The organism is Cryobacterium fucosi, from assembly GCF_004403515.1.
Classification (GTDB): Bacteria; Actinomycetota; Actinomycetes; order Actinomycetales; family Microbacteriaceae; genus Cryobacterium; species Cryobacterium fucosi.
Map to the genome: position 1 here is coordinate 91,681 of NZ_SOHH01000064.1, position 25,513 is coordinate 117,193.

The following is a 25,513-nucleotide window of genomic DNA, read 5'->3' on the forward strand; positions in this document are numbered from 1 at the left end:
GGAACCAAGCCGGTGCGCCAGAATGGGGCCGTGGGAGGAGGTGCATGGCTGTGAAGTGGCTGCGGAGGTGGGTGCCCGGAATCGACACGGCGCTGGGCTACCGGCGCGCGTGGCTGCTTCCCGATCTCCGCGCGGGAGCGGTACTGACGGCGATGCTCATCCCGGTGGGCATCGGCTACGCGGAGGTTGCGGGTCTTCCGCCGGCCGCGGGCCTGTACGCCACGATCATCCCGCTGGCCGCCTACGCCGTGTTCGGGCCGTCCCGGGTGCTGGTCCTCGGCCCCGATTCGGCGCTGGCTCCGATCATCGCAGCCGTGATCGTGCCGCTCTCGATCGGCAATGACGGTCGCGCCGTGGCCCTGGCCGGGGTTCTGGCGATCATGGTCGGTGTGATTCTCCTGGTCGGCGGGGTCCTGCGTCTCGGGTTCGTGACCGACCTGCTCTCCAAGCCGATCCGGGTCGGTTACCTCAACGCCCTGGCCTTGCTGGTGATCGTGTCGCAGCTGCCCGCGTTCCTCGGCTTCTCGATCGAGTCCGAATCACCCGTCGGCGACGCGGTCTCCATCTTTTCCGGCATCCTGGGCGGCCGGACCAACCCGATCGCGCTGCTGTTCGGGCTCGGTTCGTTGGGGCTCATCGTGCTGTTCTCCCGGGGACGGACTCGGATCCCCGGGGTGCTCGTCGCCGTTGTGCTCGCCACGGTCCTGACCGTTCTCCTTGGGCTGCAGGATGTCGTGCGCGTCGTCGGGGCACTGCCGAAGGGGCTCCCGGCGCCGGCGCTCGGTGGGCTGGGCTGGGCGGATGTCGCCGCGCTGATTGCCCCTGCCCTGGGAATCGCGCTCATCGCGTTCGCCGACACCGCCGTGCTGTCGCGCACGTTCGCGGCACGCCGGGGAGAGAACGTCAACGGCAGTCAGGAGATGGCTGCGATCGGTGTGTCGAACATCGCCGCCGGGCTGCTCGGCGGCTTTCCCATCTCGGCGTCGTCGTCGCGCACGCCCGTGGCGGAGAAGGCGGGGTCACGCACGCAGCTCACCGGTGTGGTCGGGGCCGTGCTCATCCTGGTGTTCATGCTGCTGGCGCCCGATGTGACCAGGTACCTCCCGGCGGCGACCATCGCCGCCGTGGTCATGGTCGCCGCGGCCGGGCTGATCGATGTGAAGGCACTTGTCGCGCTCGTCAGGATGAACAAGGTCGATGCCGGTCTCTCGATAGCCGCATTCCTGGGCGTCCTGGTGGTTGGGGTGATCGAGGGCATCGCGGTGGCGATCGCACTGTCGCTGGGCGCCTTCGTCAGCCATGCCTGGCGGCCCTACCGGGCCGAACTCGGCCGCATCCGGGGCCTTCGCGGCTATCACGACCTGTCCAGGCACCCTGAGGGTGAGAGGCTGCCCGGCGTCGTGATCGTGCGCTTCGACGCGCCGCTTTTCTTCGCCAACGGCGGGATCTTCGACGACTACGTGCGGGCGACCGTGACCGCGGCCGGCAGCGGGGTGCGCACCGTCATTCTCGCGGCCGAGCCGATCACCGACATCGACACGACCGCGGTCGACGAGTTGCTCGAACTCGACGACTTCCTCGCCTCCCGCGGGATCACCCTCGTCTTCGCCGAGATGAAGGGCCCCGTCAAGGACCACCTGCGCGCCTATGGGCTGAACGGACGGTTTCCGCCTGAGCGTTTCGCCGACACCGTCGGCGCGGCCGTCGACGCGGCCACCGGCACGCTGCGCGGCGACCTCGACGGCACCCAGTGGGACGAGGAGGCGTGATACGGGCGGACGTCCGGTCGAATTCGACGGAGATTTTGGCTTGAACGCCCGTGAGAGCGCAATTTTCGGGCGTTTATCCGAAAATGTCCGTCGAATTCGACCGGCGGGCGGCGTGGGTTGGCGATGGCGAGCCGAGCGCGAACGCGGCCTGACGGGTCAGACGCTCGCCAGCCAGAGGTCGGGGCCGAAGATCTCGTAGTGGATGCGGTCGGCCGGAACGCCGGACTCCAGGGCCTGGGCCCGGAGGCTGCGCATGAACGGCAGCGGGCCGCATAGGTAGACGGACGCGTTCTCGGGGATCACCACATTCTTCAGCGACATGAAACCGGCGTGGGCGTCGTCGCTCGGGGTCTCGAGGCTCGGGGTTTCCAGCCACAGCTCCAGTTCGGCCGTCTCGAGGAGGGCGACGTCTTCGCGCATCTGATCGCGGAGTGCCCAGCTCTCGAGGGAGCTCTCGGCGTGCAGGACCAGCACCTCGCGCGTGGACGCGCTGTCCACGAGCGACCGCAGGATGGACGCGCTCGGGGTGCAGCCGATGCCGGCCGAGGCCAGGACCAGCGGGGTGTCCCCCTCGGCGAGGGTGATGTCGCCGCAGGGGTTGGAGAGGATCAGGGCGTCGCCGACCTGTACGTCGCGGTGCAGCGCGGGGGAGACCTCGCCGTCGGCGTCGAGCTTCGTGGTGAAGACGCGAGTCGTGGCGGTGCCGGCGGAGAGCGAGTACTGGCGCACCTGGCGGATGCCGTCCGGCATCCGCACCGTGACGCTGACGTACTGCCCGGGCAGGCTCGGCGTGACCGGGGTGTCGTCGGCCGGCTCGAGAGTGAAGGTGATCGCATCGGTGCCGGCCGCCACCTTGCCGGTCACCACCCAGGGGGCGAGCGGCCTGTCGCTGGCAGCTCCGGCGTAGAGGCCCTTCTCCAGCTTGATCAGGGCGTGTGCCATCAGCCAGTAGACCTCGGTCCAGGCCGCGGCGATCTCGGCGGTGATCACGTCGCTGAGTTCGTCGGCGATGGCCTCGAAGAGGTACCGGTAGACGACGTCGTACTGCTCGGGGCGGATGTCGAGGGAGACATGCTTGTGGGCGATGCGGGAGAGCATGGCCTCCGGGGTGGTGTCCGGGTTCTTGACCAGGTAGGTGGCGAAGACGGCGATGCTGCCGGCCAGGGCCTGCTGCTGGGTTCCGCTCTTCTGGTTGGAGCGGCTGAAGAGGCCGTCAAAGAGTTCGGGGTGGGCGGTGAGCATGCGGCCGTAGAAGTTCTCGGCGATGCGGGGCATACGTTCACCGACGATCGGGAGCGTTGCATCGATCAGGGGAAGGGACTGGGGTGACAGCATGCCGGCTCCTTGGAAGGTGAGGGGGGACGCCTCTCAAACTAGCATCTCACATGCTAATTAGCCCGTTTCGGGCTCAACGGATGCGCAACGCGCCCGGTCCTACGGTGTGTTCCCGGTCATTGTGCTCAACGTCAGGCTGACGGATGCGGACCCGCGACGAGGGATGAGGCTGGAAATCGTCGTGTCGTCCAATTCGTAGTAGAAGGCCTCCCTCGCCCGTCGCAGGGCGGCACGCAGTCCGCAGCCGCCGCTGAGCGGGCAGTCCCCGTGGGGGGTCTCGCAGTCGGCCACGTCGGTGCGGGTATCCAATCGGCGCATGAGCCAGCCGACCGTGGTCTCCCGCCCTGTCGCGCTGATACGTACGCCGCCGAACCTGCCTCGGACCACCTCGACGACCTGCAGCTCCCGGAGCCGGATGATCGCCTTGCTGACATGGCTGTACGGGGTGTCAACGCCGTCGGCGATGACGCGCGAGGTGAGCAGCACGCCATCCGGTGCGGCGGCCAGGAGCATGGCCACCCGGAGGCACACGTCCGTGAAGGCATTGATCCTCATGCCTCCAGAGTACGGTCCCTTCCGGGTCCCGGGCCGCGCTCAGCGCGCGGCGCCCGCCAGGGTTCCGGCCACCATCCCGGCCGGATCGTAGATCACACACGTCACCGCGTGGTCGCCCACCCCGACCCAGCTCGCGTCCGTCGGCGTGATATAGCCGAAGTCGAGCGCCGAACCGCGGTAGTCCATCCCCGCGAAGGCTTCGAACCGGGTGGCACAACCCAATTCCGCGGCCGCGGTGACCGCGTCGTCGCCGGGGTAGTCGACGCCGGGGACGGGGAGGATGGCATAGACCTCGTAGCCGTGCGGGGCGGCGCACGAGGCGACCGGGATCCCGGCGGGGGAGGCGGCGTCGAGGTCGTTCAGGCAATCGGCGATGGCGAGGCGCTGTGTGATGTGCGTGGCGGCTTGCCGAGTGGTGGCGGTCGCGCTCGGCGGCGTCGCCGGCAGCAGATCGGCGACCGCGCTGCAGCCGGTGAAGGCGATCGCGACCGCGAACGGGACCCCGACCAGTGCCGCCGACGGGAAGTTCCTCCTGGCCGGCACTACGGGGCGACGGTTGCGGGTTCAGCGCGGCCGAGGGTGCGCAGCGTCGCCTCGTGGAGCAGGCCGTTCGTGGCCAGGGCGCTGCCGTGCCAGGGGCCGTCCCTGCCGTCGACGGAGGTGAACCGGCCGCCGGCCTCCTGCACGATGGGCACGAGGGCCGCCATGTCATACGGTTTGAGATCGAATTCGCCCGCGATGTCGAGCAGCCCCTCGGCCAGCAGCATGTACGACCACATGTCGCCGTAGGCGCGCGTGCGCCAGACCTGCCGGGACAGTCGGACGAGGGCGTCAAGCTGTCCTGCCTGGTCCCACTGCTGGATGCTGTTGTAGCTCAGGGAGGCGTGGTCGAGGGTCGCCACCCCGGAGACGCGCAGTCGGGTGGGGGAGGCGCCGGGTGTGCGCTCGTCGGTCATCCAGGCTCCACCGCCCGTGCGCGCCCACCAGCGTTTGCCGAGCGCCGGGGCGCTGACCATGCCGACGACGGGAACCCCGTCCACGGCCAGGGCGATGAGCGTGCCCCAGATCGGGATTCCGCGGAGGAAGCCCGCGGTGCCGTCGATGGGGTCGATGATCCATTGCCGAATGGTTGTGCCTTCAGCGCCGTATTCCTCGCCGAGGATGCCGTCGGTCGGGCGCTGCTCGGCCAGGACCCCGCGGACGGCGCGTTCCACGGCCTGGTCGGCATCCGTCACCGGAGTGCGGTCCGGCTTCTCGGTGACGACGAGATCGAGGGCGGTGAACCGCTCCCGGGAGATGGCGTCGGCCACGTCGGCGAGGCGGGTCGCCAGGTCGAGGTCGTCGTCGAGGGAGGGTGTTCGCGGCGTGGTCACACGTCCAAGAATAGTAAATGCGGGAGTGGCTCGCCGGTGTGCGTCACGATTCGCATCGGAGCCCGTCGAGATGTTAGTCTCTAGAGTCGGTTCGGGTCAGCCCGGGTCGGAAACATGCACCTCTAGCTCAATTGGCAGAGCAACTGACTCTTAATCAGTGGGTTCCCGGTTCAAGTCCGGGGGGGTGCACCATGAAGGGCCGGGAATCTGGGCGACCAGGAATCCGGCCCTTTTTTCGTACCCGGCGTTGTCGGACGGTCGCGCCGGTCGTATCGGCGTCAGGAAGCCGGATCTTTCAGGAAACCAGGCTGAGCGCGTCGTCGTCGCTCCCTCTGGCCAGGCGGGCGAGGGCCTTACGGGCGAGGAATCCCCGCACCGTCCACCGATGCCTTCTCGTTCTGGGCTGGAAGTCGGGGACGTGGCAATACACGGCCTGGCTCTTCGGCGACCCCAGGTAGGGTCCGGGGGCGGAGCCCGCGAGCGGTACGAACGGGATACCGAGGAACCCGACCAGTTTGCGCAGCGGCACATCGTCGATGATCGACACGAGGTGGTCGATCCCGTGCTGGAGCGCGGAGAGGTACATCGCGCGATAGAGCTGTACGCTGACGGCGCCCGCGCCGCTGCGGTGCTGCGGCAGGACGGCGACCGTCCCGACGTCCCACAGGGCGTCAGGGTCGTCGATGCCGTGCTGGTCCGCCACGTCGGCCGGCCGAATGCTGAACGGCTCGGATCGGGCATCGTTGAGGGTTTTGAAGCCCCGCGGGGAGTTGCCGATGATCCTCAGAGCGCCGCTCGGCATCTCGGTGGACCGGTCGATCGACACGAAGAAGACGCTGCCGGCCTCGTACGGGCCGTATTCCGCCGTCATCTGCGCGGCATCGTTGCCGAAGGACTCCTCGAACACGACCCGTTCGATGTGGCGGGCGATGTTGGAGAACGGGCTGTCGCCGGCAATCTCGATGCCGACGTAGCGGTATTTCGCCGGCCAGTCGCAGTCGAGGGAGGCCAGGAGCTCCGCAGTGAGGTCCCCGACTTCATCCGCGGACAGGTCGTAGCCTGGTGTGAACTCGGCGGTCTCCTGCGCGACCCGTCGGTCGGTCATCAGAATTCCTTGTAGACGGCGTCGTCGCTGTCGAAGAATTCCTTCGTGTATTCGACTGCGGTGAGCGGATCGAAGGCCTTGCAGGTGTAGATGTCCACGCTGTAGAAGAGGATGGGTTGCTCCCAGGCATAGAAGTGCGCTCCCGAGGTTTCCCAATGCGTCCAGCCGGCCCACCCGAACGTATCACTGCGGTGCGTCACCGGCTCGATCAGGGCTTTCATGTCCAGCACCGGAGCCAGCCCGGCAAGGTAGCGCGTGATCTGCTCGGCGCTAATCTCTTCCCTGGGGTAAGCCTCGATCACCAGTCGTTGACGATATATCGACGGTGCGAGATCGATCATGCAGACAGCCCCCAAGAACCTGTTCCGGCGGCGAGACGCTGGGTCTTAGATCGCCGCACAAGCTGAGAGTATCATCTGAAACGCGGGCTCCTCCCCGCGTGCGCAGCACCGAGCCTGAGTCGGCCAGGAAATCGAGGTAGCGTCTGGCCGTCACCCGCGACATCCCGAGTTCGTCCATGACCTCGCTGGACGAGATCGGCTGGCTGCGCGACTTGACGAAGTCGACCACGGCGGCGAGGGTGCCCTCGGCCAGCCCCTTGGGCCGGGGCAGCTCGCTGGGTGTGCGGAGGCTGGCGAATGCCTGGTCGATTTCCGTCTGCGAGGTGAGCGCTGACGGGGTGCCCAGCTGGAGCCTGAAATCGCGATACTGCGCCAGTTTCTGCGCGAAGGTGGCGTATGTGAACGGCTTGATCAGGTACTGCACGATGCCCGCGGCGACGGCGCCGCGCACGACCTGCAGGTCGGGCAGGGTCAGGTCCATCAGGACGAGGTCGATCGGCTTGCCGAGGGAGGCCGCAGCCGACAACAGGCGAAGGGCGGTCTGGCCGTCGGAGGCCGTTCCGGCGTGCACGAACCCGGTCAAGCGGCCCAGGTCGGCGGTGTGCGCCTCCGCGGCGATGGCCTCGTCTTCGACGACGAGCACCCGGATGTCGGAGTCAGGCACGTGAGGTCTCCGCCCCGAGCGTTGCCCGACCGCTCGCGGGGATCGACAGACCGGGAAGCGTGACGGTGAACACCGCGCCGCGCCGGCGTCCGATGGTGAGGGTGCCGACGAGGCGATTGACGGTCTGGCGCACGAGGGCCAGGCCCAGGCCGCGACCGTGCGCACCTGGTTTCTTCGTGCTGACGCCGTGGCGGAGGATGTCCGCCTCGGCGGTCGCCCGCTGACCGGCAGGAAGGGGGGCTGATCACCCCCGAAAAGGGGGATTGTGTTAGACTGACTCTTGGTCTAACGACCCTTCACCAGAACGCGAACACGACGCCGCCAGCCTAGTCGGCCGTGGGCGTATGGTGAGGCTCTGATGGAGTCGGCCCCATGGTCGCCCCAGCCCACGCCACAATGGTGCCCGGGCCGGTCACGGCCCACCCGTTCGACAAAGCGTGCACCCGATCCGTCGGCCGTGACAACGGCTGCGCCCGTCGTGCATCGGAGAATCCGTGACCGAAACCATTGCCGTCAAGGCTGATCGACTGTACAAAGCGTTCGGGCGCCGCCCGCACGAGATGGTCAGGAAACTGACCGGGGGAGCCAGCCGGGACGAGGTAGCCTCACTGGGCACCGCGGCCGTCATCGACGCCTCCTTCGAGGTGCGACGCGGAGAGATCTTCGTCGTGATGGGACTGTCGGGCTCGGGCAAGTCCACCCTCATCCGCATGCTCAACGGGCTCCTCGACGCGACCTCCGGCACCGTGACTGTCGCCGGGCAGTCCATCACCGGGATCCCGGCCAGGCAGCTGCGCGATGTGCGCCGCAACAACGTGTCCATGGTGTTCCAGCACTTCGCACTGCTGCCCCACCGCACCGTCATCGACAACGTCGCCTACGGGCTCGAGGTGCAGGGCGTCGCCCGCTCCGAACGCCTGAAGCGCGCGAGCACCATCATTCGCCTGGTCGGGCTCGACGGCTGGGCCGACAGCCTGCCCTCCGAGCTTTCCGGTGGGATGCAGCAGCGCGTCGGCCTCGGCCGTGCGCTCGCCGCCGACACCGACGTGCTCCTGATGGACGAGGCGTTCTCCGCACTCGACCCGCTGATCCGCCGGGAGATGCAGGAACAGCTGAACGAACTGCAGGCCGAGCTCGGCAAGACCATCATCTTCATCACCCACGACCTCAACGAGGCGATGTTCCTCGGCGACAGGATCGCGGTGATGCGCGACGGCCGCATCGTGCAGATCGGCACGCCAGAGGAAATCCTGACCGACCCGGCAAACGACTACGTGGCCCAATTCGTGCAGGATGTCGACCGCGCCCGCGTTCTCACAGCCGCGAGTGTGATGGAGCCTGTGCGCAGCGTCGTGACGATCACGGCCGGCCCCCGGGCCGCGCTCCGCACCATGCGGGACCTGCAGACCTCCGCGACGTTCGTGCTGAACCGCGACCGCAGCTTCGCCGGGGTCGTCCGCGACCGTGACGTGCTGCGCCAGGTGAAGGCCGGCGACACCGACCTGCGCGCCATCGTCCGCGGCGACGCCACCTCGGTCAGCCCGGACACCCCTCTGGTCGACCTGGTCGAAGCGTCGGTCGGCAGCGACCTGGCGATCGCCGTGGTCGATGAGAAGAACCGGCTCCTCGGCGTGATCCCTCGGGTGACACTGCTGGCCGCCCTCGGCAACGTCAGCACCGGCACGGGCGAATTGCCCGTGATCGAGCCGCCGGCCACCATCTCCGTCAAGGTGATCACCGAAACCCTGCGCGACACCGCTCTGGAAGGAGCCGGCCTGTGAACGACTTCCGACTTCCCCTGGGCACCATCGTCGAGGGTTTCATCGACTACATCACCGAATCGTTCGGCTTCCTCTTCGACTTCATTCGCGCCGTCTTCAAGGGCGCCTTCGAAGTCGTCGACGTGCTCCTCGTCTCGCCGCCGTTCTGGGTGATCATCGTGGTCGCCGCGGCTTTGGCGTACTTCACCCGGGGCTGGAAGTTCACCCTCGGCACCGTGGTCGGCCTGCTCGTGATCCTCGGCGTCGACCAGTGGGAAAACGCCATGGACACCCTGGCCCTGGTGCTCGTTGCCAGCATCCTCGCCATCGTGTTCAGTGTGCCGCTGGGAATCCTGGCGGCCAAGTCGAAGGTCGCGTCGAGCATCATCAAACCGATCCTCGACTTCATGCAGACCATGCCTGCCTTCGTCTACCTGATTCCGGCGCTCATCCTGTTCCGGGTCGGCGTCGTCCCTGGCATCGTTGCGACGATCATCTTCGCGATGGCACCCGGGGTCCGGCTCACCGAACTCGGCATCCGCGGTGTCGACCAGGAGGTCGTCGAGGCCGGCCAGGCCTTCGGCGCGTCGCCGTGGCGTATTCTGCGGCAGATCCAACTTCCGCTGGCCATGCCGACGATCATGGCCGGCATCAACCAGGTCATCATGCTCTCCCTGTCGATGGTCGTCATCTCCGGGATGGTCGGTGCCGGCGGTCTCGGTGCCGAGGTCGTCGCCAGCCTGAACCGTATCGACGTCGCGCTCGGCTTCGAAGCGGGCCTGGCCGTGGTGATCCTCGCGATCTACCTCGACCGGCTCACGGCGGCGCTCGGCACGGGCGGTACGCCACTCGGCCGGGCACTCGGTTCCCTCCGCCGCCGGCCCGGGGCTCCCATCACGGCGCCGGAAGCGCTACCGGAACCCGCGCCGGAACGCTCGGCCGCGCCGGTACCGGCCTGATCCAGCTCTCCCGGATGCTCTCGCATCCGTTCCCCGCGCGGCATCGCCGCGTCCAATCCAGCGTCAACCCGGTCGCCCTCAGGGGCGACAAGTAAGGAAGAACGATGAAGAACCGTTCGAAAACCATGATCGCCATCGGAGCCGCCGGGCTCCTCGCTCTCACCGGCTGCACCGCCGCCGACTCGAAGGTCGGCAACGGCAACTCAGACAAGAAAGATATGACCATCGCCGTGTTCAACGGCTGGGACGAGGGCGTCGCCGCCTCCGAACTGTGGAAGGCGATCCTCGACGAGAAGGGCTACAACGTCACGCTCGAAGAGGCCGACGTTGCGCCGGTCTTCTCCGGTCTCTCCACCGGCGACTACGACGCCACCCTCGACGTCTGGCTGCCCGACACGCATGCCTCCTACCTCAAGGAGTACGGCGACGACATCGTCGATCTCGGCGCGTGGAACGACAAGGCGAAGCTCACCATCGCGGTGAACGCCGACGCCCCGGTCGATTCCCTCGCCGACCTCGCCGCGAACGCCGACAAGTTCGACAACCGGATCGTGGGAATCGAGCCGGGCGCGGGCCTGACCGCGGCGACGACCGACAAGGTCATCCCCGCGTACGACCTAAAGAAGATGGACTTCGTCACCTCGTCGACGGCTGCGATGCTCACCGAGCTGACCGCGGCCACCAAGGCCGGCGAGAACATCGTCGTCACCCTGTGGCAGCCGCACTGGGCCTACAGCGCCCTGCCGATCAAGACGCTCGAAGACCCTGAGGGTGCCCTGGCGGCAACCGAAAGCCTGCACACCTACGCCAAGTCCGACTTCACGAAGGACTTCCCGAAGGCCGCCGGCTGGCTCTCGGGCTTCAAGATGGACCTCGACCAGCTGCAGTCGCTCGAGGACGCCATGTTTGTCGAATACGACGGCAGTGACTACGGCCCCGTGGTCGCGAAGTGGATTGCCGAGAACCAGGATTACGTCGAGTCGCTCACCAGCAGGTAGCGTAAAGCCCCGGCTCACCGGAAGGCCCCCGTCGATCTCGACGGGGGCCTTCCGCCTGCCTACGTCGGCCGAGGCGGAGTGGTCGGACCGAGGCTCAGCGATGCAGGGTCGGCATGATCGCTCCGGCCCACTCGGCGGCCTTTTCGAGTTCGCCCGCGGCCAGGGGACCTTCGCGGCCTTCAACAATGAAGCCGTGGGGTTGGGCCACGATGTGGGCGCCGGCGCGCTCCAGGGCATGGGAGATCTTTCCGGCGGCGTCACCGTGGATGAACAGCCGCACGCGGGTGTCGAAAGCCGCCGCCCTCACGCCGTGCAGCGTGCCGACGCCGAGCTGGGCAAGAAAGGCCTGCATCCGCGGTGACGGCCGCCAGCCGATGATGGGGCAGCCGACGACAAGGAGGTCGACGCCGGTGAGGCGCTCGGGGGTGAGACCGGAGACGGAGACCACGGCGGTTCCCTCGGCGATTTCCGCGCCGATCTTTTCGGCCACGATTCGGGTGTTGCCGTAGTTGGAGTCGTAAACGACGAGTGTGCTCATGGCGGGACCTCCAGCGATCGGGTTCGGGTAGGTGCTGGTGTGCCCAGTGTGGCCCCGCAGGATGGGTGCGACAAGGGGGGCGCGTGGCCCTCGAAACCGGCGCACCGGGTCTCGACGAGCTCGACCACCGACGGTGATTGAGCCTGTCGAAATCACGCCGCCGGGTCTCGACGAGCTCGACCACCGGACGGGCTCGACCACCGGACGAGCTCGACCACCGACGGTGATTGAGCCTGTCGAAATCACGCCGCCGGGTCTCGACGAGCTCGACCACCGGACAGGCTCGACCACCGGACAGGCTCGACCACCGGACGGGCTCGACCACGGACGGGCTCGACCACCGGACGGGCTCGACCACCGACGCGCCGGGTCAGGCGGTGCCGAGCTCGCGCACCTGTCGGAGCCAGTCGGCCTGGAGCGGGAGGTCGAGATCGGTGCTGCCGCGGAGCTTCACCGAACTCATCCTGCCGGAACCGGCCGCCTCCAGCCGGCCGGAGGGGTCCGTGATGTCCTGGCCTCGCCACAGCAACAGGGTCACGTAGGCCGGATACGCCTTGAAGCCGGCGACCGGGGTCTTCGCGGTGAGCCAGACCGGGTGGCCGTGCCACATCTGCCCGTCCGCACGCGGCAGCGCCTCGTCGAACTGCGCCTGCAGGGTCCTTCCGATGGCGGCGAGGTTTTCCGGGAGGGAAGCCAGATACTCGTCGACTGTCGTGGGGGAGGGCATGGTGGGACTCCTGTCTTCGGCTACTGCGGGGTCGAATCGGCCAGGAACGCGGTGAGGTCGCGGGTGATCGCGGCGGCCATGGCATCCGTGGTCGCGGTCGCGATGCCGTCGCCGATCTCCACTCCATAGTCGCCGAACCGGGCGTGATTGGCCCCCGGAATCTCAACGAATGTGGTGTCCGCAGGCAGCAGCCCTGCGGTGTCGGCGATCTTCCCCGGTGTGCTCAGGGCGTCCGCGCTGCCGGTGACACTCAGCACAGGCAGGTCCGGCCGGGTCAGGGGGGCTGCGCAATAGCTCCCGAAGAGCACGAGCCCGGCGACCTGGGGCTGGTCGGCATATAGGCACGCCTTGACCCCGCCGAGGGAGTGCCCGCCCACCAGCCAGGTCGTGACGCTCGGGGCGACCCGGATGAACGTGTCGAGCGGCCGCAGGTCGAGGATGGCCAGGTTCAGCACTGGCCTCGCGATGACGACTGTCAGCCCGGTCTCCTCGACCGTTCCCGCGAGCTTGTAGAGGTAGGCATACGGGTCCACCCGGGCGCCGGGGATGAAGACGAGGCCGACACCGGATGCCCCCGACCTCGGGGCGAGGACGACCGCGTTCGCGGTGTCGGTCACCGACACCGCCGGATTGCGGAACACCCTGTCGGCGGCACCCCGCTCAACGGTGCGCACGGTGTTCGCCCAGACCAGGAAGACGACGATGGCGAGCACGAACGAGGAGAGAGCCAACCAACCGAGCAGGCGCACCCGGCGCAGGATCCGGCCCGGCCGGGACTCTCCGGTTGTCGCAGTCCGGGACATCGTTCCTCTTCCATCGGGCGCGCGGGCGGCGCGGGCTCCCAATCTAGAGCGGATGCGCTCAGTCGTCGAGTCCGCGGGCCACCAAAGCCTCACCGATCGCATCCGCGGCGTACAGCGACCTCACGACCACGGGAACGGCCAGGGCGAGCAGGGAACCCTGGGCGCCCCTCGCCCTGCGCGCTTCGAGCACCTCCGCGACGATCTCCGCGACGAGCGGAATGCAGCGGAGGGTGAGCGCGACGAGGAGGCCGACGCGGTCCGCATCGACCCATCGGCGGAACGGACGCAGCAGCGCCTGGAACCCTTCGAGAACCGCCGTGACCGTCGTCGTGAGGGTGAACAGGGCGGCCAGCGCGACCGCGACCACCAGGCGACCGGCCATCATGCCGGCCGTCGTCCAGCCGGCGAACAGGGCCTGGAGCGGCACGGCGATGACCAGGATCCAGAGAATCGGGCCGATCTGCTGCCAGGCCGGCCGGGGGGGGACGCCGGCCACGACGTACAGCACGAAGACGCCGCCGAGGGCGGCAAGCAGCTGCCACGGCTCGCCGAGCAGCCCGACGACTGTCACGCCGACGGACAACAGCAACAGCTTGAGCAGGGTCGGCGTGCGGTGGATGATCGAGGATCCCGGGTGGTACAGGCCGATCATGACGGCAGGCGCATCTCGTCCGGCGCCTTCACGCGAGCAACTCCCGGTAGGCGTCGAGGGCCGCGTCGGGGATGCCGTCGAAGGCGACCTCGCCCTCTTCGATCACGACGACCCGGTCGAACCCGGCCAGCAGCTCGAGCTGGTGCGTCACGACGATGACCTGCTGGCTCATCTCCTGCAGGAGCTCCGTGATCCGTCGGGCGTTCCGGGCGTCGAGGAGCGTTGTCGGCTCGTCCGCGACAACGATTTTCGGTTCGGCCACGAGCACGGCAGCCAGGGCCAGCAGTTGCTTCTGACCGCCGGAGAGCCGGTGGGCCGGGTGGTCGGCGTGGGCGCTGAGCCCGAACCGGTCGAGGGCGGCCGCCGTGCGTTCGGCCACCTGCTCCCGGGTCAGCCCCCGCCGGCGAAGGGTGAAGGCCACGTCCTCCTGCACGGTCGGCATGACGATCTGGTTGTCGGGGTTGGTGAAGATGAAGCCGACCTGCCGACGCACCTCCCTGGCGTTCCGGGCCACATTGAGGCCGTCGACGCTCACGGTGCCGCTGGTGGGGGTGATCAGCCCGTTGATCATCCGCACCAGGGTGGATTTGCCGGAGCCGTTGGCCCCGACCACCCCGATCCGGTGCTCGCTGAGGTCCAGCCGGATGTCCCGCAGCACACTGCGCTCCCCATAGGAATGGGACACCCCGTCGAACGTGATCCGGGTCATCGACCAGCGCGCCCCGCCGCGATCGACGGCTTGCGGCGGACGGCGACCGGGATCAGGCCGGGGTAGGCCTTGTGCACCTGGCGGGCGACCAGCACGGTCACGACGGCCTTGGCCAGGTCGCCGGGCAGGAACTTGATGCTGTCGACGAGCGCGGCCCAGAGCGGCAGGCCCAGGTTCATCGCGGTGACCGGAACGCCGAAAAGGTAGATCACGAGGATCCCACCGAGCACGGTCGCCCCCAGGGCCGGCCAGAACGGGTACTTCGGGAGCAGCACCGCGGTGAGGTAGCCGATGACGGCCACCCCGGCGAGCCAGCCGTAGAGGTAGCCGGCCGATGGCGAAGTGGTGAACCAGACGAGCCCGCCTCGGCCGCCGGAGAGCAACGGAAGGCCCGCCGCGGTGAGAACGAGGAAGAGGAGCACGGCGAAGAAGCCCTTGCGCGCCCCGAGGATCGCTCCGGCGAGCATCACACCCAGGGTCTGGAAGGTGATCGGCACGGCGACGGCTCCGATCGTCAGGGCGCCGGGGAGCCCGAGGGCGGCGATGAGGGCGGCAAAGATGGCGATCTGGGCGAGATCGCGCACGGTGAGGGTTCGGGCTGTCATGCTCTTCAATCTAGAATTAGCGGCCACCCCGCCGCTGGGGAAGACCTACAAAGAATCGGCCGGATCTCTGGTCGCCGGGGCGGTCGCGGGTGCGCCCGCGGCTGCCGCAACGCAACCGACGATCGCGTCGGCCGCCCGCACGAGGGCCAAATGGCTCAGCGCCTGCGGAGTGTTCCCGGCCTGCAGGCCGGCGTCGACGTCGTATTCCTCCGACAGAAGTCCGACGTCGTTGGCGAAGCCGACGAGGCGATCCATCAGGGCCACAGCGTCCGCCTCGCGGCCGGAGGCGGCGTACTGCTCGACCAGCCAAAACGAGCAGGCCAGGAACGGATGCTCACCCGCGGCGAGGCCGTCGACGACGGCGTCCGTTCGGTAGCGGAGAACCAGGCCCTCGCGCAGCAGGTCGGCTTCGATCGCGGCGACCGTGCCCAGCATCCGTGGGTCCGACGCGTCGCAGAAGCCGACCTGTGGGAGCACCAGCAGGGAGGCATCCACCTCTTCGCCGCCGAAGTACTGGGTGTAGCTGTTCCGGGCTCGGTCGAACCCGCGCTCCTCGATCTCGTGGCGCACCTCGTCGCGGAGCCGCGCCCAGCGCTCCACCGGGCCGGGCAGCCCGTACTCGGCCGCACCACGCACCAACCGGTCGAACGCGGCCCAGACCATGACCCGGGAATGGGTGAACTCGCGGGCCGGCCCCCGAACCTCCCAGATGCCCTGGTCCGGCCGTGACCAGTTCTGTTCGAGGAACCCGGCCAGCGCGCGTTGCAACGGCCAGGAGAACTCGGTCTCGGCGATGCCGGCCTCCCGGGCGGCGTGCAGGGCCACCATCACCTCGCCGATCACGTCGGACTGGAACTGGTCGACGGCGCCGTTGCCCACCCGCACCGGTCCGGAACCCCGGTAGCCGGGCAGGCTGGTCAGCTCACGCTCGGGGAGGTACCGCTCCCCGGCGAGCCCGTACATGATCTGCACGTCGTTCGGGTCGCCGGCCACGGCCCGCAGCAGCCAGGCCCGCCAGCCGTGGGCCTCCACCTCGTACCCGTGGGAGAGCAGCACGGTCAGGGTCAGGGCCGCATCCCGGAGCCAGACGTAGCGGTAGTCCCAGTTGCGGTGGCCGCCGCGCAGCTCCGGCAGGGAGGTGGTGGCCGCGGCGACGATGCCCCCGGTGGTCTCGTGGGTGAGGGCGCGCAGCACGAGCATCGACCGCACGACCTCGTCGCGGTAGGGACCCTCGTGCGTGCAGGTCCCGGCCCAGCCACGCCACCACGCGGCCGTCGTCGCATACGCCGCCGAGACGTCGAGGGTGGGCGGCGGTTCCCGGTGAGACGGGTACCAGCTCAGCTGCAGGTCGACGTCCTCGCCGGCGATGACACGGAAACGGGCCGCGTGCCGGTGGTCGGCGGCGTGCAGCACCGGGCCGCGCACGATGATCGCGTCCGGCCCGGCCACCGCGACCAATCCGTGCTCACCGCCGGTCGTGACCTGGCGCACCCACGGCATGGTCGTCGCATAGCCGAAACGGATACGCAGGTCCTCGATCATCTCCACCGCCCCCGACACTCCGCGCACCCGGCGCAGCACGTCGGCCCGATGATCGCCGTGCGGCATGAAGTCGATCACCTCGACCGAACCGCCGGGCGTCGTCCACTGCGTGGTGAGGATGAAGGTGCCCTCCTCATAGGAACGGGTGCAGGTGGCGGCCGGGTCCGCCGGCGCCAGCAGCCAGCGCCCGTGGTCCTCGTCGCCCAGCAGCGCCCCGAACATCGACGCCGAGTCGTACCGGGGGAGGCAGAGCCAGTCGATGCTCCCGTCCCGGCCGACGAGCGCGGCCGAATGGCAGTCGCCGATCAGCGCATAATCCTCGATATTGAGTGCCATGCAGTCATCCTGCCAGCTACGTTGGGCTGATGACCAAGCCAATCACGACGCTCCTGATCCTCGGCGCCGGCGGAGACCTTGCCGGCCGTCTCCTCCTCCCGGCCCTGGGCCAGCTGCTCACCGCCCATCCCGACCGGCGGGTTCAGCTGATCGGGGCGGGCCGCGAGGAATTCAGCCCTGCCGAGTGGCTGGCCCGGCTGAAAGAATCGTTCGCGGTCGGTGAGGGGTCCGGTGCCGCGGTGGACGACATCCTCGAGACGACGGAATACCACACGAGCAACCTGGCAGACGCGGCCGAGCTGGAGCGCCTGATCGCACTCTGCTCCGGCGTGCCCGCGATCTACTTCGCCCTCCCGCCCGCCGTCGCAGCCGGGGTCTGTGACGCCCTCGCCGACGTCGCCCTCCCCGACGGCACGCAGCTGGCCCTGGAGAAACCGTTCGGCGTCGACGAACAGGGGGCCATTGCCTTGAACGCCCGGCTGGCCAGGCTCGTGCCGGAGAACCAGATCCACCGGGTCGACCACTTTCTCGGACGCTCCACTGTGCTCAACCTCGTGGGACTGCGGTTCGCCAACCGGATCTTCGAACCGCTCTGGAGCAACCTCCACATCGAACGCGTCGACGTCGTCTACGACGAGCAGCTCGGACTCGAGGGCCGCGCCGGCTACTACGACCGGGCCGGGGCGCTGGTCGACATGATCCAGAGCCACCTCCTGCAGGTGCTGGCCGTGCTGGCCATGGAACCGCCGTCGTCGCTGGGTGCCGCCGATCTCCGTGACGCGAAGGGCCTCGTGCTCCGTGCCACCCGGCTGCGCGGCGGGAGCCCGACCCGGTCCAGCCGGCGCGCACGGTACGCCGCGGGAACCGTGGACGGGAGGCACCTCCCGGCCTACCTGGACGAAAAGGGCGTCCGGGCGGCCAACGACACCGAGACCCTGGCCGAGGTGACGTTCGAAATCGACAACTGGCGGTGGGCAGGCGTGCCGTTCACCCTCCGCTCCGGCAAGGCGCTCGCCGAACGCCGCCGGGAGATCGCGATCACCTTCAAACCCGTGCCCCACCTGCCGATCGGGTTGAGCGGACTGCCGGGACCGACCGTGTTGCGAATCTTCCTCGGGCCCGACGAGATGGCCATCGACCTCAACCTCAACGGACCGGGAGACCCGCGCACCCTCGACCGGGTGCGCCTCGGAGCATCCTTCGGCCCTGGCCAGCTGCTGGCCTACGGTGAGGTGCTCGAGGGGGTGCTCGACGGAGACCCTGCCCTGTCGGTCCGGGCCGACACCGCGGTGCAATGCTGGCGCATTGTGGCGCCCGTGCTGGCGGCCTGGCGCGCGGGGAAGGTCCCAATGGACGACTACCCGGCGGGGTCGACCGGCCCCGCAGAGTGGAAGGAACTCGGCTGAGGGGAGGCGTCCGGCGGAGCGGGAGAAGCTAGGCGACGAGGCGAGCGCGCTCCGCCGACTGCGGGGCCGGCTGGGTCACGGGCTGGGCCGCGGAAAAGGTCGGCAGGTGCACCGGAGCGTTCACCGTTGCGCGCTCTGGTTCAGCGTGCTCTGGACCAGCCCAAGCGGAGATCGGCGCGGGGGTCCAGGGCAGCGCGGTGGGCTCGGCGACGACCTCGCCGCGCAGGAGCGAAGTCTCGGAGCGCAGCACCGCGGCGAGGGAGGCGGCGATCTGGTGGGCCTTGAGGCCGTGGAAGATCACGTCAGTGTCGCTGTCGCTGCGGGGGACGAGCGTCCACTTGCCCTGGGCGCCTACCAGCTGTGACAGCTGGTTGTGCAGGAGGGCGAAAACCTGTTCGTCGCTGAGCTCGGGCACGGGTGCGGCAATGACCGGTGCGACGCGACGTCGGCGACCAAACATCGGGAGCCCCTTTCAATTGGCATGCTGCTGTTGCTACCAGTGTGCCGCCCGGAAGGGGGCTTGACTGGATGACACGCCGCGGGAAACCGCAAGTCAGCTCTCGATTTGCCGTTCGTCCGCGTCCTTCATGACCGTGCCGATGGCAACCGCGGCGCTGAGCGCCCAACCCAGCCACATCAGGACGAGGCGCCAGTCCCTGGGACCGCTCCGGGTGGCCTGCAGGATGTTCCACCCGCCGGCGACGACACCGATCATGGCGCTACTGAAGATGAATTTTCGCATGTGAGGGCCTCCTGCCTCCTACGCTACCGGGCCGGGCCGTCTCAGGTTCCCCGCGTGCTGTCTCAATCTCTGACCGATCGTGCAGGATTTGACCGATCGGTCAAGTAGGGTGATCGGGTGCCTCCAGAATCTTCCCCGACTCACCCCGTTGTCGCGCCTCACGCCGAGTCCCGGCAGCATCCGGTCACCCGGCCGAGCACCGGCGACGAGCTGCGGGCCACCGCACTCGCCCAGTTCGCGTCGATCGGCTTCGCCGGTACCTCCTTGCAGCAGATCGCCGATGCCGCCGGCTATTCGAAATCGAGCGTGCTGTATCACTTCGCCTCGAAGGAGGCCCTGCTGGGGGAGGTCCTGACCCCCGCGATCGACCGGCTCGAGGTCATCCTCGGCCGGTTCGTCGCCGCCCCCGACGGCACCGCGTCGCGGCGGCGTTTCGTCGACGACTTCATCGACTTCCTGCTCGAGTTCCGGCTGGAGCTGCACACCTTCATCAACCAGGCCCAGTCACTGCGCGGCATTCCGGTCATCGACCGGGCGGGCCTGCTGATCGTGCGCCTTTCCGACACCCTCTGCCACGAGGGCGCCAGCACGGAAGACCGCATCCGCTTCGGAATCGCCCTCGGCGGCGCCGCGTACACCCTCGTCGCGGGGATGACCTTCCTGAACAAGGACATCGCCCCGGCCGACGAGATCCGCCAGGCCCTCTCCGTCGTGATCACCGAACTTCTCGCCCCCGTCGCCGTCCACACGTCCGAGTCCCGGAAGTAGCACCATGGCCACCCTGCTCTACCGCATCGGGCATGTCGCCTACCGTCGCGCCTGGCTCATCCTCGGCATCTGGGTTCTCCTCCTGGCCGGGATCCTCGGCGGCGGCTTCGCTCTGGGCGGACACAGCCAGGAGTCGTACGCGATCCCCGGCACCGAATCCCAGGACACCATCGACAAGCTCGCGGAGGTGTTCCCGGCTGCGGCCGGCGCCCAGGTGCAGGTCGTCTACCGGGCGCCGGACGGGGCATCCGTCACCGAGCCGGCCTACCGGGCCGCCATCGAGGAGATGGCCACCTCGATCGGCGACGTGCCCGGCGTCGACACGGTGATCACCCCCTTCTCGGAGTACGCCTCCGGCGCGATCTCGAAGGATGAGTCGACCGCGTTCAGCCAGGCGCAGCTCAGCGGACCGTCGACCGAGGTCACCCAGGCCACCCTCGACGGGCTGACCGCGACCACATCGATCGGCAGGGACGCCGGTCTCCAGGTGGCGTTCGGCGGCCAGGTGTTCCAGGACAACACGTTCGGGATCACCATCACCGAGGTCTTCGGCCTGCTCTTCGCCGGGGTGGTGCTGCTCGTCACGTTCGGCTCGCTCGTCTCCGCCGGGATGCCGCTGCTGATGGCTGTGATCGGCGTCGGCGTCGCCATCGGCGGCATCACCGCGATCTCGGCGTTCGTGCCCGTGTCCAGCACCGCTCCCATGCTCGCCCTCATGCTCGGCCTCGCCGTCGGCATCGATTACTCCCTGTTCATCCTGTCCAGGCATCGCACCCAGTTGGCGCGCGGCATCGAGCCGCACGAGTCCGCCGCCACCGCCGTCGCCACGGCGGGCGGTGCCGTCGTGTTCGCCGGCCTGACCGTCATCATCGCCCTGCTCGGGCTGCTCGTCGTCGGGATCCCGTTCCTCAGTGTGATGGGCGTTGCCGCGGCGTTCGCGGTCTTCGTGTCGATCGGGGTCGCGATCACCCTGCTGCCGGCGATCCTCGGCCTGGCCGGGGCGAGGCTCGCCCCGAGACCCGGAGGACGGGCCCACCGACGCGCCATGATGCCGGACACCGGTCGCCCCACCCTCGGCCGGCTCTGGGTGGGCGTCGTTCTCAAGGCGCCCGCGCTCGTTGTGCTCGTCGTCGTCGGGATCCTCGGCACGCTGGCGATTCCGGCCCTCAGCCTCGACCTGAACCTGCCCGACGGCGCCTCCGAACCGGCCGCATCCACCCAGTACACGGCCTACAACCTGATCGAGGACGGTTTCGGGCCCGGCTACAACGGGCCGCTGATCGTGGTCGTCGATATCACCCAGACGACGGATATCTTCGCCGACCTCGGCGCCATCGGCGCACGCCTGCGCGCCCTGCCCGACGTCGCCTTCGTCAGCAAGGGAACGCCGAATCCGACGGTCGACACCGCCATCATCCAGGTGATGCCGGGCAGCGCCCCGAACGCCCCGGAGACCAAGGACCTCGTGCAGTCCATTCGGGCCCTCGCACCCGAGATCGACGCGTCGCTGGGCACCCCCATCGCGGTGACGGGTGCGACGGCGGTCTCGATCGACATCTCCAACCGGCTCAGCAACGCCCTCATCCCGTTCGCGCTGATCGTCGTCGGGCTGTCGATCCTCCTGCTCACCATGGTCTTCCGTTCGATCTTCGTGCCGGTCAAGGCCGCCCTGGGCTTCCTGCTGTCCGTGTTCGCGTCGATCGGCGCCACCGTGGCCATCTTCCAATGGGGCTGGTTCGCCGACCTGATCGGGGTCGCCCATCCCGGGCCGATCCTGAGCTTCCTGCCGATCCTCCTGATGGCCGTGCTGTTCGGCCTCGCCATGGACTACGAAGTCTTCCTCGTCTCCGGGATGCGTGAGGAATTCGTCGCCAGCGGCAACCCCCACGACGCCATCGTGCACGGTTTCTCGCACGCCGCACGGGTCGTCACGGCGGCGGCGCTGATCATGTTCTTCGTCTTCTTCGCCTTCGTGCCCGACGGAACCGGGGCGATCAAGGGCATCGCCTTCGCACTGGCCATCGGCGTGTTCCTCGACGCCTTCCTCGTGCGGATGACGCTGGTTCCGGCTGCGATGGCGCTCGCCGGCACCTGGGCGTGGTGGCTGCCGCGCCCACTCGACCGGCTCCTGCCCGACGTCGACATCGAGGGCGTCGGCCTGCGCCGGCACCTCGCCGACAGCGTCTGGGCCGGGGCCCAGGATTCCGCGATCACCGCGGAGGGCGCCTTGCTCGGCGTGCCGGAGTCCCCGCTCGGGCCGCTCGACCTCTCGGTCGCGGCGGGCTCCGTCGTGCTCGTCACCGGCAGCGCGACCCGCCGCCGCGTACTCGCCGCGACCCTCGCCGGGCGCCTCGACCTGGTCTCGGGGCGGCTCCAGGTGTGTGGCGCGCCGCTTCCCAGCGAGCGGGGCAAGGCCCTGCGCACGGTCGCTCTCGCCCAGGTGGGCGGTCGGCACGACACCGGGCTCACCGTCGGCGAGGTGCTGGCCGAACGACTCGACCTCGCCCACCCGTGGCACCGCACGGCCAGGCGCCGCGCGGAGCTCGTCGTCTGGCTGGGCCGCCTGGAGATCGCCCTCGGGCAGCCGCCCGGAACGCGTCCGATCGCGTCAGACACGCCCCTGGCCGCCCTGCCGGCCATCGATCGGGCCGTTGTGCTGGTCGCGGCGGCGCTCGCGGAACGCCCCCGCGTCGTCGTCGTCGACCTCGGCGACGGGCTCCCCGTCGACCCGGCCGGCAGGGATCTCGTCGCCATCCTGGCGGCACTCGCCCCGGCCGCCACCACGCTCCTCCTCGGATCCGGAACACATTCCGGGTTCGGTTCCCTCGCCGCCCGCGGCCCCGGCGCATACGGCGAATACGGCGCGAGAGCCGTGCAGGAACTCACCCTCAACACCGACACGGACACCGGCACCGACCTCGACAGAAAGGCCCTCCAACGATGAGCACGCGGCTTGAGAGACTGTTCAGCCGCACGCCCGGGCAGCGACGGTGGGCCTTCGGATCACTGCTGGCCGGCCTGATCGTGGTGCCGCTCGCCGTCGCGGGCCTCTTCGCCGGCGCCCTTGCGAGCGCCGACCAGCGGGTCGATACCCTGCCGGCCCTCGTCGTCAACAACGACACCTTCGTCACGACCACCCTGCCGGACGGCTCGGAACAGAAGGTGCTCGCCGGGCGCCAGCTCGTCACCGAACTGACCGGGCCGGCGACGGCCGGCTCCCCGTCCACCGGCTTCGCCTGGGCGATCTCCAATTCGGCGGATGCCGCGGCCGCGCTGGCCGCGGGCCAGGCCTACGCCGTGCTCACCATCCCGGCCGACTTCTCCGCCTCGGTCACCTCGCTCGGCGGGTCGACGCCCACCCGCGCCGACCTCGGCATCCGCACCGACGACGCCCACTCCTACCTGGCCGGGTCGGTCGCGCAATCGGTGGGCACCGCCATGACGGGCGTCTTCGGACGCGACATCACCGCGCAGTACCTCAGCGCCCTCTACTCGAACCTGTCCGGGTTGGGGGAATCCCTGACCCGTGCCTCCGACGGCGCGGCGCAGGTTTCCTCCGGGGTGACCGGCGTCGCCACCGGCCTCGACAGCCTGGCCTCCGGCACCGCCTCCGTGGCCTCCGGCGCCGCTTCCGCGGCATCGGGCGCAGCCGCGCTCTCCTCGGGGGTCGCGGGCTACACGGGCGGGGTGGACGCGTTGAGCTCCGGCCTGGCCGGCCTCGGCACGGGCGCGGCCGGGCTCAGCCGGCTCAGCGACGGCTGGGCGCAGTACGCCGGGGGAGTCGGCAGCGCGGCGGACGGTTTCGGTTCGCTGACCGCCGCACTTCTCGCCAACCCGACGAATGCGCCGTACGCCCAGTCCCTGGCCGACTACCAGGCCGCTCTCGACACCCTTGCCGGGCAGGGAACCGCGCTCAGCGGCCAGACGACGACCGCGATCAGCGGCGTGCAGGGCGGAATCGCCCAGAGCGCCGCCGGGGCGTCCCGCCTGGCCGCCGGGTCGGCAGCGCTGCGCACGGGAGCGAGCGAGCTCCAGGCCGGGATCTCCGGGCTCTCCGACGCAGTCGCGGGGCTCTCCGGGGGAACCGCGGCCGCGGCATCCGGCGCCCACCAGCTCGAATCCGGCGCCGGCGAGCTGGCATCGGGACTCAAGGACGGCGCGGCCAGTGCCTCCAGGCTGGGCGAGACCGACCCGGAGCAGACCGCCGCCGTCGTGTCCGAACCGGTCGTCATCGTCAGCAGCCGTGACAACCCGGTCGATTCGATCGGGCCGATCATCGGCATGGTATTCGTGCCGGTCGGGTTGTGGATCGGTGCGCTGGCGATCTTCCTGGTGCTGAGTCCGCTCTCCGCGACGGCCCTCGCCTCCACCGCCGGGACCGGCCGCCTGGTCGGGCGCGGCCTCGGCCGGGCCTTCCTGGTCGCGGCGGCCCAGGCCGTGGTCGTCGTCGCCCTGTTGCATAATTCGCTCGGTGTGTCCTGGCTGTTGCTGCCGTCGACCCTGGCCTTCGCGGTGTTCCTCGCATTCGTCTTCGTCGCCGTGCACCACTTCCTCGTCGCCGCCTTCGGCCGCGTCGGGATAGTCGTCTCCCTGGTGCTGCTCGCGCTGCAGATAACCGCGGCCGGCGGACTGTACCCGATCGAGCTGGTGGCGAAACCGTTCCAGTCGGTGAGCCCCTTCCTGCCGCTGACCTGGGCGGTCCGGGGAATGCAGGCCATCACCGCCGGCGATGGCGGGAACGCGGCGGCCCCTGCCGCCTTCCTGGCCCTGTTCGCGCTGGCCGCGGTGCTCCTCTCGCTCTGGACCGTTGCCCGACGGCGCGGAGCGCGCTCGTTCGGGGTGGCCCTGACCCGCGGGTGACCCTGGCCGATCAGTGGCGGCGACCCGGAAACAGCGCCTCAAGCGCGCGGGTGGATCGAGGAGAGCGCCGCGGACGGGCCTGCATCGTGTGCAACCGGGCGAACGCGAGGGTCTCCACCAGCAGGGCCAGCCGTTCCTCCTCGGTCTTGCACTTGCGGGTGTTCACCTCGGCGACGATCTGGCCGTCCCAGCTCGCCTTGGCGAGCATCCCGAGGACCTCGGCGACAGGTTCGCTGCCGCGGCCGGGCAACAGGTGCTCGTCGAAGACCTTGCCCTCGTCCATGGAGCCGGAGCCGTCACAGAGATGAACGTGACGGAGCCGGTCCCCGAGCGAGGTGGCCATGGCCAGGCTGTCGTGCCCGCTCAGCGCGCAATGTGAGAAGTCCAGGGTGACCGCGTCGCAGTCCATCAGGGTCGGGTCCCAGCCGGGTGAGTACGCCTTCACGCTGCGACCGCCGAACTTCCACGGAAACATGTTCTCGACGGCGATCGCGATCCGGGTCTGGGCGCTGATCTCGCGCACGATCGAGAGGAAGTCCACGGCGTACTCGGCCTGCCAGCGGAACGGCGGGTGCACGACGACGGTGGATGCCCCCACCGACCTGGCCAGTTCGGCCGAACGCTCGAGCTTGACCCGAGGGTCCCTGCCCCAGACGAAGTGTGTCAGCAAGAGCACCGGGGCGTGGACCGACAGGATCGGAAGGTGGTATTTCTCGGAGAGCGCTCGCAGCGCCGCGGCGTCCTGAGTGACCTCGTCGCGGGTGACCATGATCTCGATACCGTCGTACCCGGCCAGCTTCGCGAGGCGGAACGACTGTTCTGTGGGGAGAGGGTAGGCGCACGTCGTGCTCATGCCGATGCGGATCATTGGCGCCAGCATAGTGGTCGTTCCTTAACCGTTGGGGGGTCTCGCGACCATTGTCCCGGCCGGGTTTGTGGACCGGCTGATAACCTAGGAGTAGCAGC

Annotated in this window: 26 protein-coding genes and 1 tRNA gene; 9 read left to right on the forward strand and 18 right to left on the reverse strand. The window is 69.2% G+C overall.

Going from position 1 to position 25,513, the window contains the following annotated elements; all coding sequences use genetic code 11:
- Positions 1 to 44: 44 nt before the first annotated feature.
- Positions 45 to 1,769 carry a SulP family inorganic anion transporter gene (locus E3T48_RS08535; protein ID WP_134523631.1) on the forward strand — a complete coding sequence of 575 codons (1,725 nt, stop codon included), beginning with the start codon at positions 45 to 47 and terminating at the stop codon, positions 1,767 to 1,769.
- A gap of 156 nt (positions 1,770 to 1,925) precedes the next feature.
- Here E3T48_RS08535 and E3T48_RS08540 read toward each other — a convergent pair whose 3' ends face one another.
- From E3T48_RS08540 to E3T48_RS08555, 4 genes are all read right to left on the reverse strand, one after another.
- Positions 1,926 to 3,104, reverse strand: a complete 1,179-nt coding sequence (locus E3T48_RS08540) for a globin domain-containing protein (protein ID WP_134523632.1) — start codon at positions 3,102 to 3,104, stop codon at positions 1,926 to 1,928.
- Between the two features lie 99 nt (positions 3,105 to 3,203).
- On the reverse strand, positions 3,204 to 3,659 hold the full coding sequence (locus E3T48_RS08545; protein WP_134523633.1) for an RrF2 family transcriptional regulator: 456 nt from the start codon (positions 3,657 to 3,659) through the stop codon (positions 3,204 to 3,206).
- A 39-nt stretch (positions 3,660 to 3,698) separates the two neighbouring features.
- The gene (locus E3T48_RS08550) at positions 3,699 to 4,202 is read right to left on the reverse strand and encodes a septum formation family protein (RefSeq protein ID WP_134523634.1); all 504 of its coding nucleotides are present in this window, start codon (positions 4,200 to 4,202) and stop codon (positions 3,699 to 3,701) included.
- The gene (locus E3T48_RS08555) at positions 4,202 to 5,032 is read right to left on the reverse strand and encodes an inositol monophosphatase family protein (protein WP_134523635.1); all 831 of its coding nucleotides are present in this window, start codon (positions 5,030 to 5,032) and stop codon (positions 4,202 to 4,204) included. Before E3T48_RS08555 ends, E3T48_RS08550 begins: the two co-directional genes overlap by 1 nt.
- A 116-nt stretch (positions 5,033 to 5,148) precedes the next feature.
- Between E3T48_RS08555 and E3T48_RS08560 the strand changes: the two genes are divergently transcribed.
- Positions 5,149 to 5,224: transfer RNA gene (locus E3T48_RS08560), tRNA-Lys, on the forward strand.
- A gap of 103 nt (positions 5,225 to 5,327) precedes the next feature.
- On the opposite strand, the gene E3T48_RS08565 is transcribed toward E3T48_RS08560, so the two are convergent.
- From E3T48_RS08565 to E3T48_RS17235, 4 genes are read right to left on the reverse strand one after another with little or no spacing between them, the layout of a single operon-like run.
- The gene (locus E3T48_RS08565) at positions 5,328 to 6,137 is read right to left on the reverse strand and encodes a hypothetical protein (protein ID WP_134523636.1); all 810 of its coding nucleotides are present in this window, start codon (positions 6,135 to 6,137) and stop codon (positions 5,328 to 5,330) included.
- Complete coding sequence (locus E3T48_RS08570; protein ID WP_198417645.1) at positions 6,137 to 6,439, reverse strand: S-adenosylmethionine decarboxylase; 303 nt, start codon at positions 6,437 to 6,439, stop codon at positions 6,137 to 6,139. Before E3T48_RS08570 ends, E3T48_RS08565 begins: the two co-directional genes overlap by 1 nt.
- Complete coding sequence (locus E3T48_RS08575) at positions 6,408 to 7,142, reverse strand: response regulator (RefSeq protein ID WP_134523638.1); 735 nt, start codon at positions 7,140 to 7,142, stop codon at positions 6,408 to 6,410. Before E3T48_RS08575 ends, E3T48_RS08570 begins: the two co-directional genes overlap by 32 nt.
- Complete coding sequence (locus E3T48_RS17235; protein ID WP_420898361.1) at positions 7,135 to 7,341, reverse strand: ATP-binding protein; 207 nt, start codon at positions 7,339 to 7,341, stop codon at positions 7,135 to 7,137. The genes E3T48_RS08575 and E3T48_RS17235 overlap by 8 nt, the downstream gene beginning before the upstream one ends.
- Before the next feature lie 295 nt (positions 7,342 to 7,636).
- Between E3T48_RS17235 and E3T48_RS08580 the strand changes: the two genes are divergently transcribed.
- The 3 genes from E3T48_RS08580 (at position 7,637) to E3T48_RS08590 (ending at position 10,859) form a co-directional block, all read left to right on the forward strand.
- Positions 7,637 to 8,923, forward strand: a complete 1,287-nt coding sequence (locus E3T48_RS08580; protein ID WP_241986738.1) for a quaternary amine ABC transporter ATP-binding protein — start codon at positions 7,637 to 7,639, stop codon at positions 8,921 to 8,923.
- The gene (locus E3T48_RS08585) at positions 8,920 to 9,861 is read left to right on the forward strand and encodes an ABC transporter permease (RefSeq protein ID WP_134523639.1); all 942 of its coding nucleotides are present in this window, start codon (positions 8,920 to 8,922) and stop codon (positions 9,859 to 9,861) included. Before E3T48_RS08580 ends, E3T48_RS08585 begins: the two co-directional genes overlap by 4 nt.
- A 104-nt stretch (positions 9,862 to 9,965) precedes the next feature.
- Positions 9,966 to 10,859 carry a glycine betaine ABC transporter substrate-binding protein gene (locus E3T48_RS08590; protein ID WP_134523640.1) on the forward strand — a complete coding sequence of 298 codons (894 nt, stop codon included), beginning with the start codon at positions 9,966 to 9,968 and terminating at the stop codon, positions 10,857 to 10,859.
- A 94-nt stretch (positions 10,860 to 10,953) separates the two neighbouring features.
- Here the strand turns inward: E3T48_RS08590 and E3T48_RS08595 are convergent, their stop codons facing one another.
- The 7 genes from E3T48_RS08595 to E3T48_RS08625 all read right to left on the reverse strand — a co-directional run bounded on the left by E3T48_RS08595 (position 10,954) and on the right by E3T48_RS08625 (position 16,771).
- A complete protein-coding gene (locus E3T48_RS08595; RefSeq protein ID WP_134523641.1) occupies positions 10,954 to 11,397 on the reverse strand; it encodes a flavodoxin family protein in 444 nt (147 codons plus the stop codon).
- Between the two features lie 370 nt (positions 11,398 to 11,767).
- Complete coding sequence (locus tag E3T48_RS08600) at positions 11,768 to 12,124, reverse strand: DUF1801 domain-containing protein (protein WP_134523642.1); 357 nt, start codon at positions 12,122 to 12,124, stop codon at positions 11,768 to 11,770.
- 20 nt (positions 12,125 to 12,144) lie between these two features.
- Entirely contained in the window at positions 12,145 to 12,927 is a 783-nt protein-coding gene (locus E3T48_RS08605) for an alpha/beta hydrolase (protein ID WP_134523643.1), read from the reverse strand.
- A gap of 58 nt (positions 12,928 to 12,985) precedes the next feature.
- Positions 12,986 to 13,579, reverse strand: coding sequence for an energy-coupling factor transporter transmembrane component T family protein (locus tag E3T48_RS08610; RefSeq protein ID WP_134523644.1), 594 nt, complete (start codon positions 13,577 to 13,579; stop codon positions 12,986 to 12,988).
- 28 nt (positions 13,580 to 13,607) lie between these two features.
- Positions 13,608 to 14,288 (reverse strand): energy-coupling factor ABC transporter ATP-binding protein, encoded by a 681-nt coding sequence (locus E3T48_RS08615; RefSeq protein WP_134523645.1) that lies wholly within the window; start codon positions 14,286 to 14,288, stop codon positions 13,608 to 13,610.
- Complete coding sequence (locus tag E3T48_RS08620; protein WP_134523646.1) at positions 14,285 to 14,893, reverse strand: biotin transporter BioY; 609 nt, start codon at positions 14,891 to 14,893, stop codon at positions 14,285 to 14,287. The genes E3T48_RS08615 and E3T48_RS08620 overlap by 4 nt, the downstream gene beginning before the upstream one ends.
- Positions 14,894 to 14,938: 45 nt before the next feature.
- On the reverse strand, positions 14,939 to 16,771 hold the full coding sequence (locus E3T48_RS08625; RefSeq protein ID WP_134523647.1) for a glycoside hydrolase family 15 protein: 1,833 nt from the start codon (positions 16,769 to 16,771) through the stop codon (positions 14,939 to 14,941).
- Positions 16,772 to 16,800: 29 nt separating this feature from the next.
- Here E3T48_RS08625 and E3T48_RS08630 point away from each other — a divergent pair, with 29 nt between their 5' ends.
- Positions 16,801 to 18,177, forward strand: coding sequence for a glucose-6-phosphate dehydrogenase (locus E3T48_RS08630; protein ID WP_134523648.1), 1,377 nt, complete (start codon positions 16,801 to 16,803; stop codon positions 18,175 to 18,177).
- A gap of 28 nt (positions 18,178 to 18,205) precedes the next feature.
- On the opposite strand, the gene E3T48_RS08635 is transcribed toward E3T48_RS08630, so the two are convergent.
- Together E3T48_RS08635 and E3T48_RS08640 are read right to left on the reverse strand one after the other, a co-directional pair.
- Entirely contained in the window at positions 18,206 to 18,637 is a 432-nt protein-coding gene (locus E3T48_RS08635) for a hypothetical protein (RefSeq protein ID WP_134523649.1), read from the reverse strand.
- A 93-nt stretch (positions 18,638 to 18,730) separates the two neighbouring features.
- Positions 18,731 to 18,919 carry a hypothetical protein gene (locus E3T48_RS08640; RefSeq protein WP_134523650.1) on the reverse strand — a complete coding sequence of 63 codons (189 nt, stop codon included), beginning with the start codon at positions 18,917 to 18,919 and terminating at the stop codon, positions 18,731 to 18,733.
- Positions 18,920 to 19,036: 117 nt separating this feature from the next.
- Between E3T48_RS08640 and E3T48_RS08645 the strand changes: the two genes are divergently transcribed.
- The 3 genes from E3T48_RS08645 to E3T48_RS08655 are packed head-to-tail and all read left to right on the forward strand — an operon-like array spanning position 19,037 to position 24,547.
- Positions 19,037 to 19,687 (forward strand): TetR/AcrR family transcriptional regulator, encoded by a 651-nt coding sequence (locus tag E3T48_RS08645; protein ID WP_134523651.1) that lies wholly within the window; start codon positions 19,037 to 19,039, stop codon positions 19,685 to 19,687.
- A 4-nt stretch (positions 19,688 to 19,691) separates the two neighbouring features.
- Entirely contained in the window at positions 19,692 to 22,631 is a 2,940-nt protein-coding gene (locus tag E3T48_RS08650; protein WP_134523652.1) for an MMPL family transporter, read from the forward strand.
- Positions 22,628 to 24,547, forward strand: a complete 1,920-nt coding sequence (locus E3T48_RS08655) for a YhgE/Pip family protein (protein ID WP_134523653.1) — start codon at positions 22,628 to 22,630, stop codon at positions 24,545 to 24,547. The genes E3T48_RS08650 and E3T48_RS08655 overlap by 4 nt, the downstream gene beginning before the upstream one ends.
- A gap of 10 nt (positions 24,548 to 24,557) precedes the next feature.
- Here the strand turns inward: E3T48_RS08655 and E3T48_RS08660 are convergent, their stop codons facing one another.
- Complete coding sequence (locus E3T48_RS08660; protein WP_241986739.1) at positions 24,558 to 25,427, reverse strand: sugar phosphate isomerase/epimerase family protein; 870 nt, start codon at positions 25,425 to 25,427, stop codon at positions 24,558 to 24,560.
- Between the last annotated feature and the right edge of the window lie 86 nt (positions 25,428 to 25,513).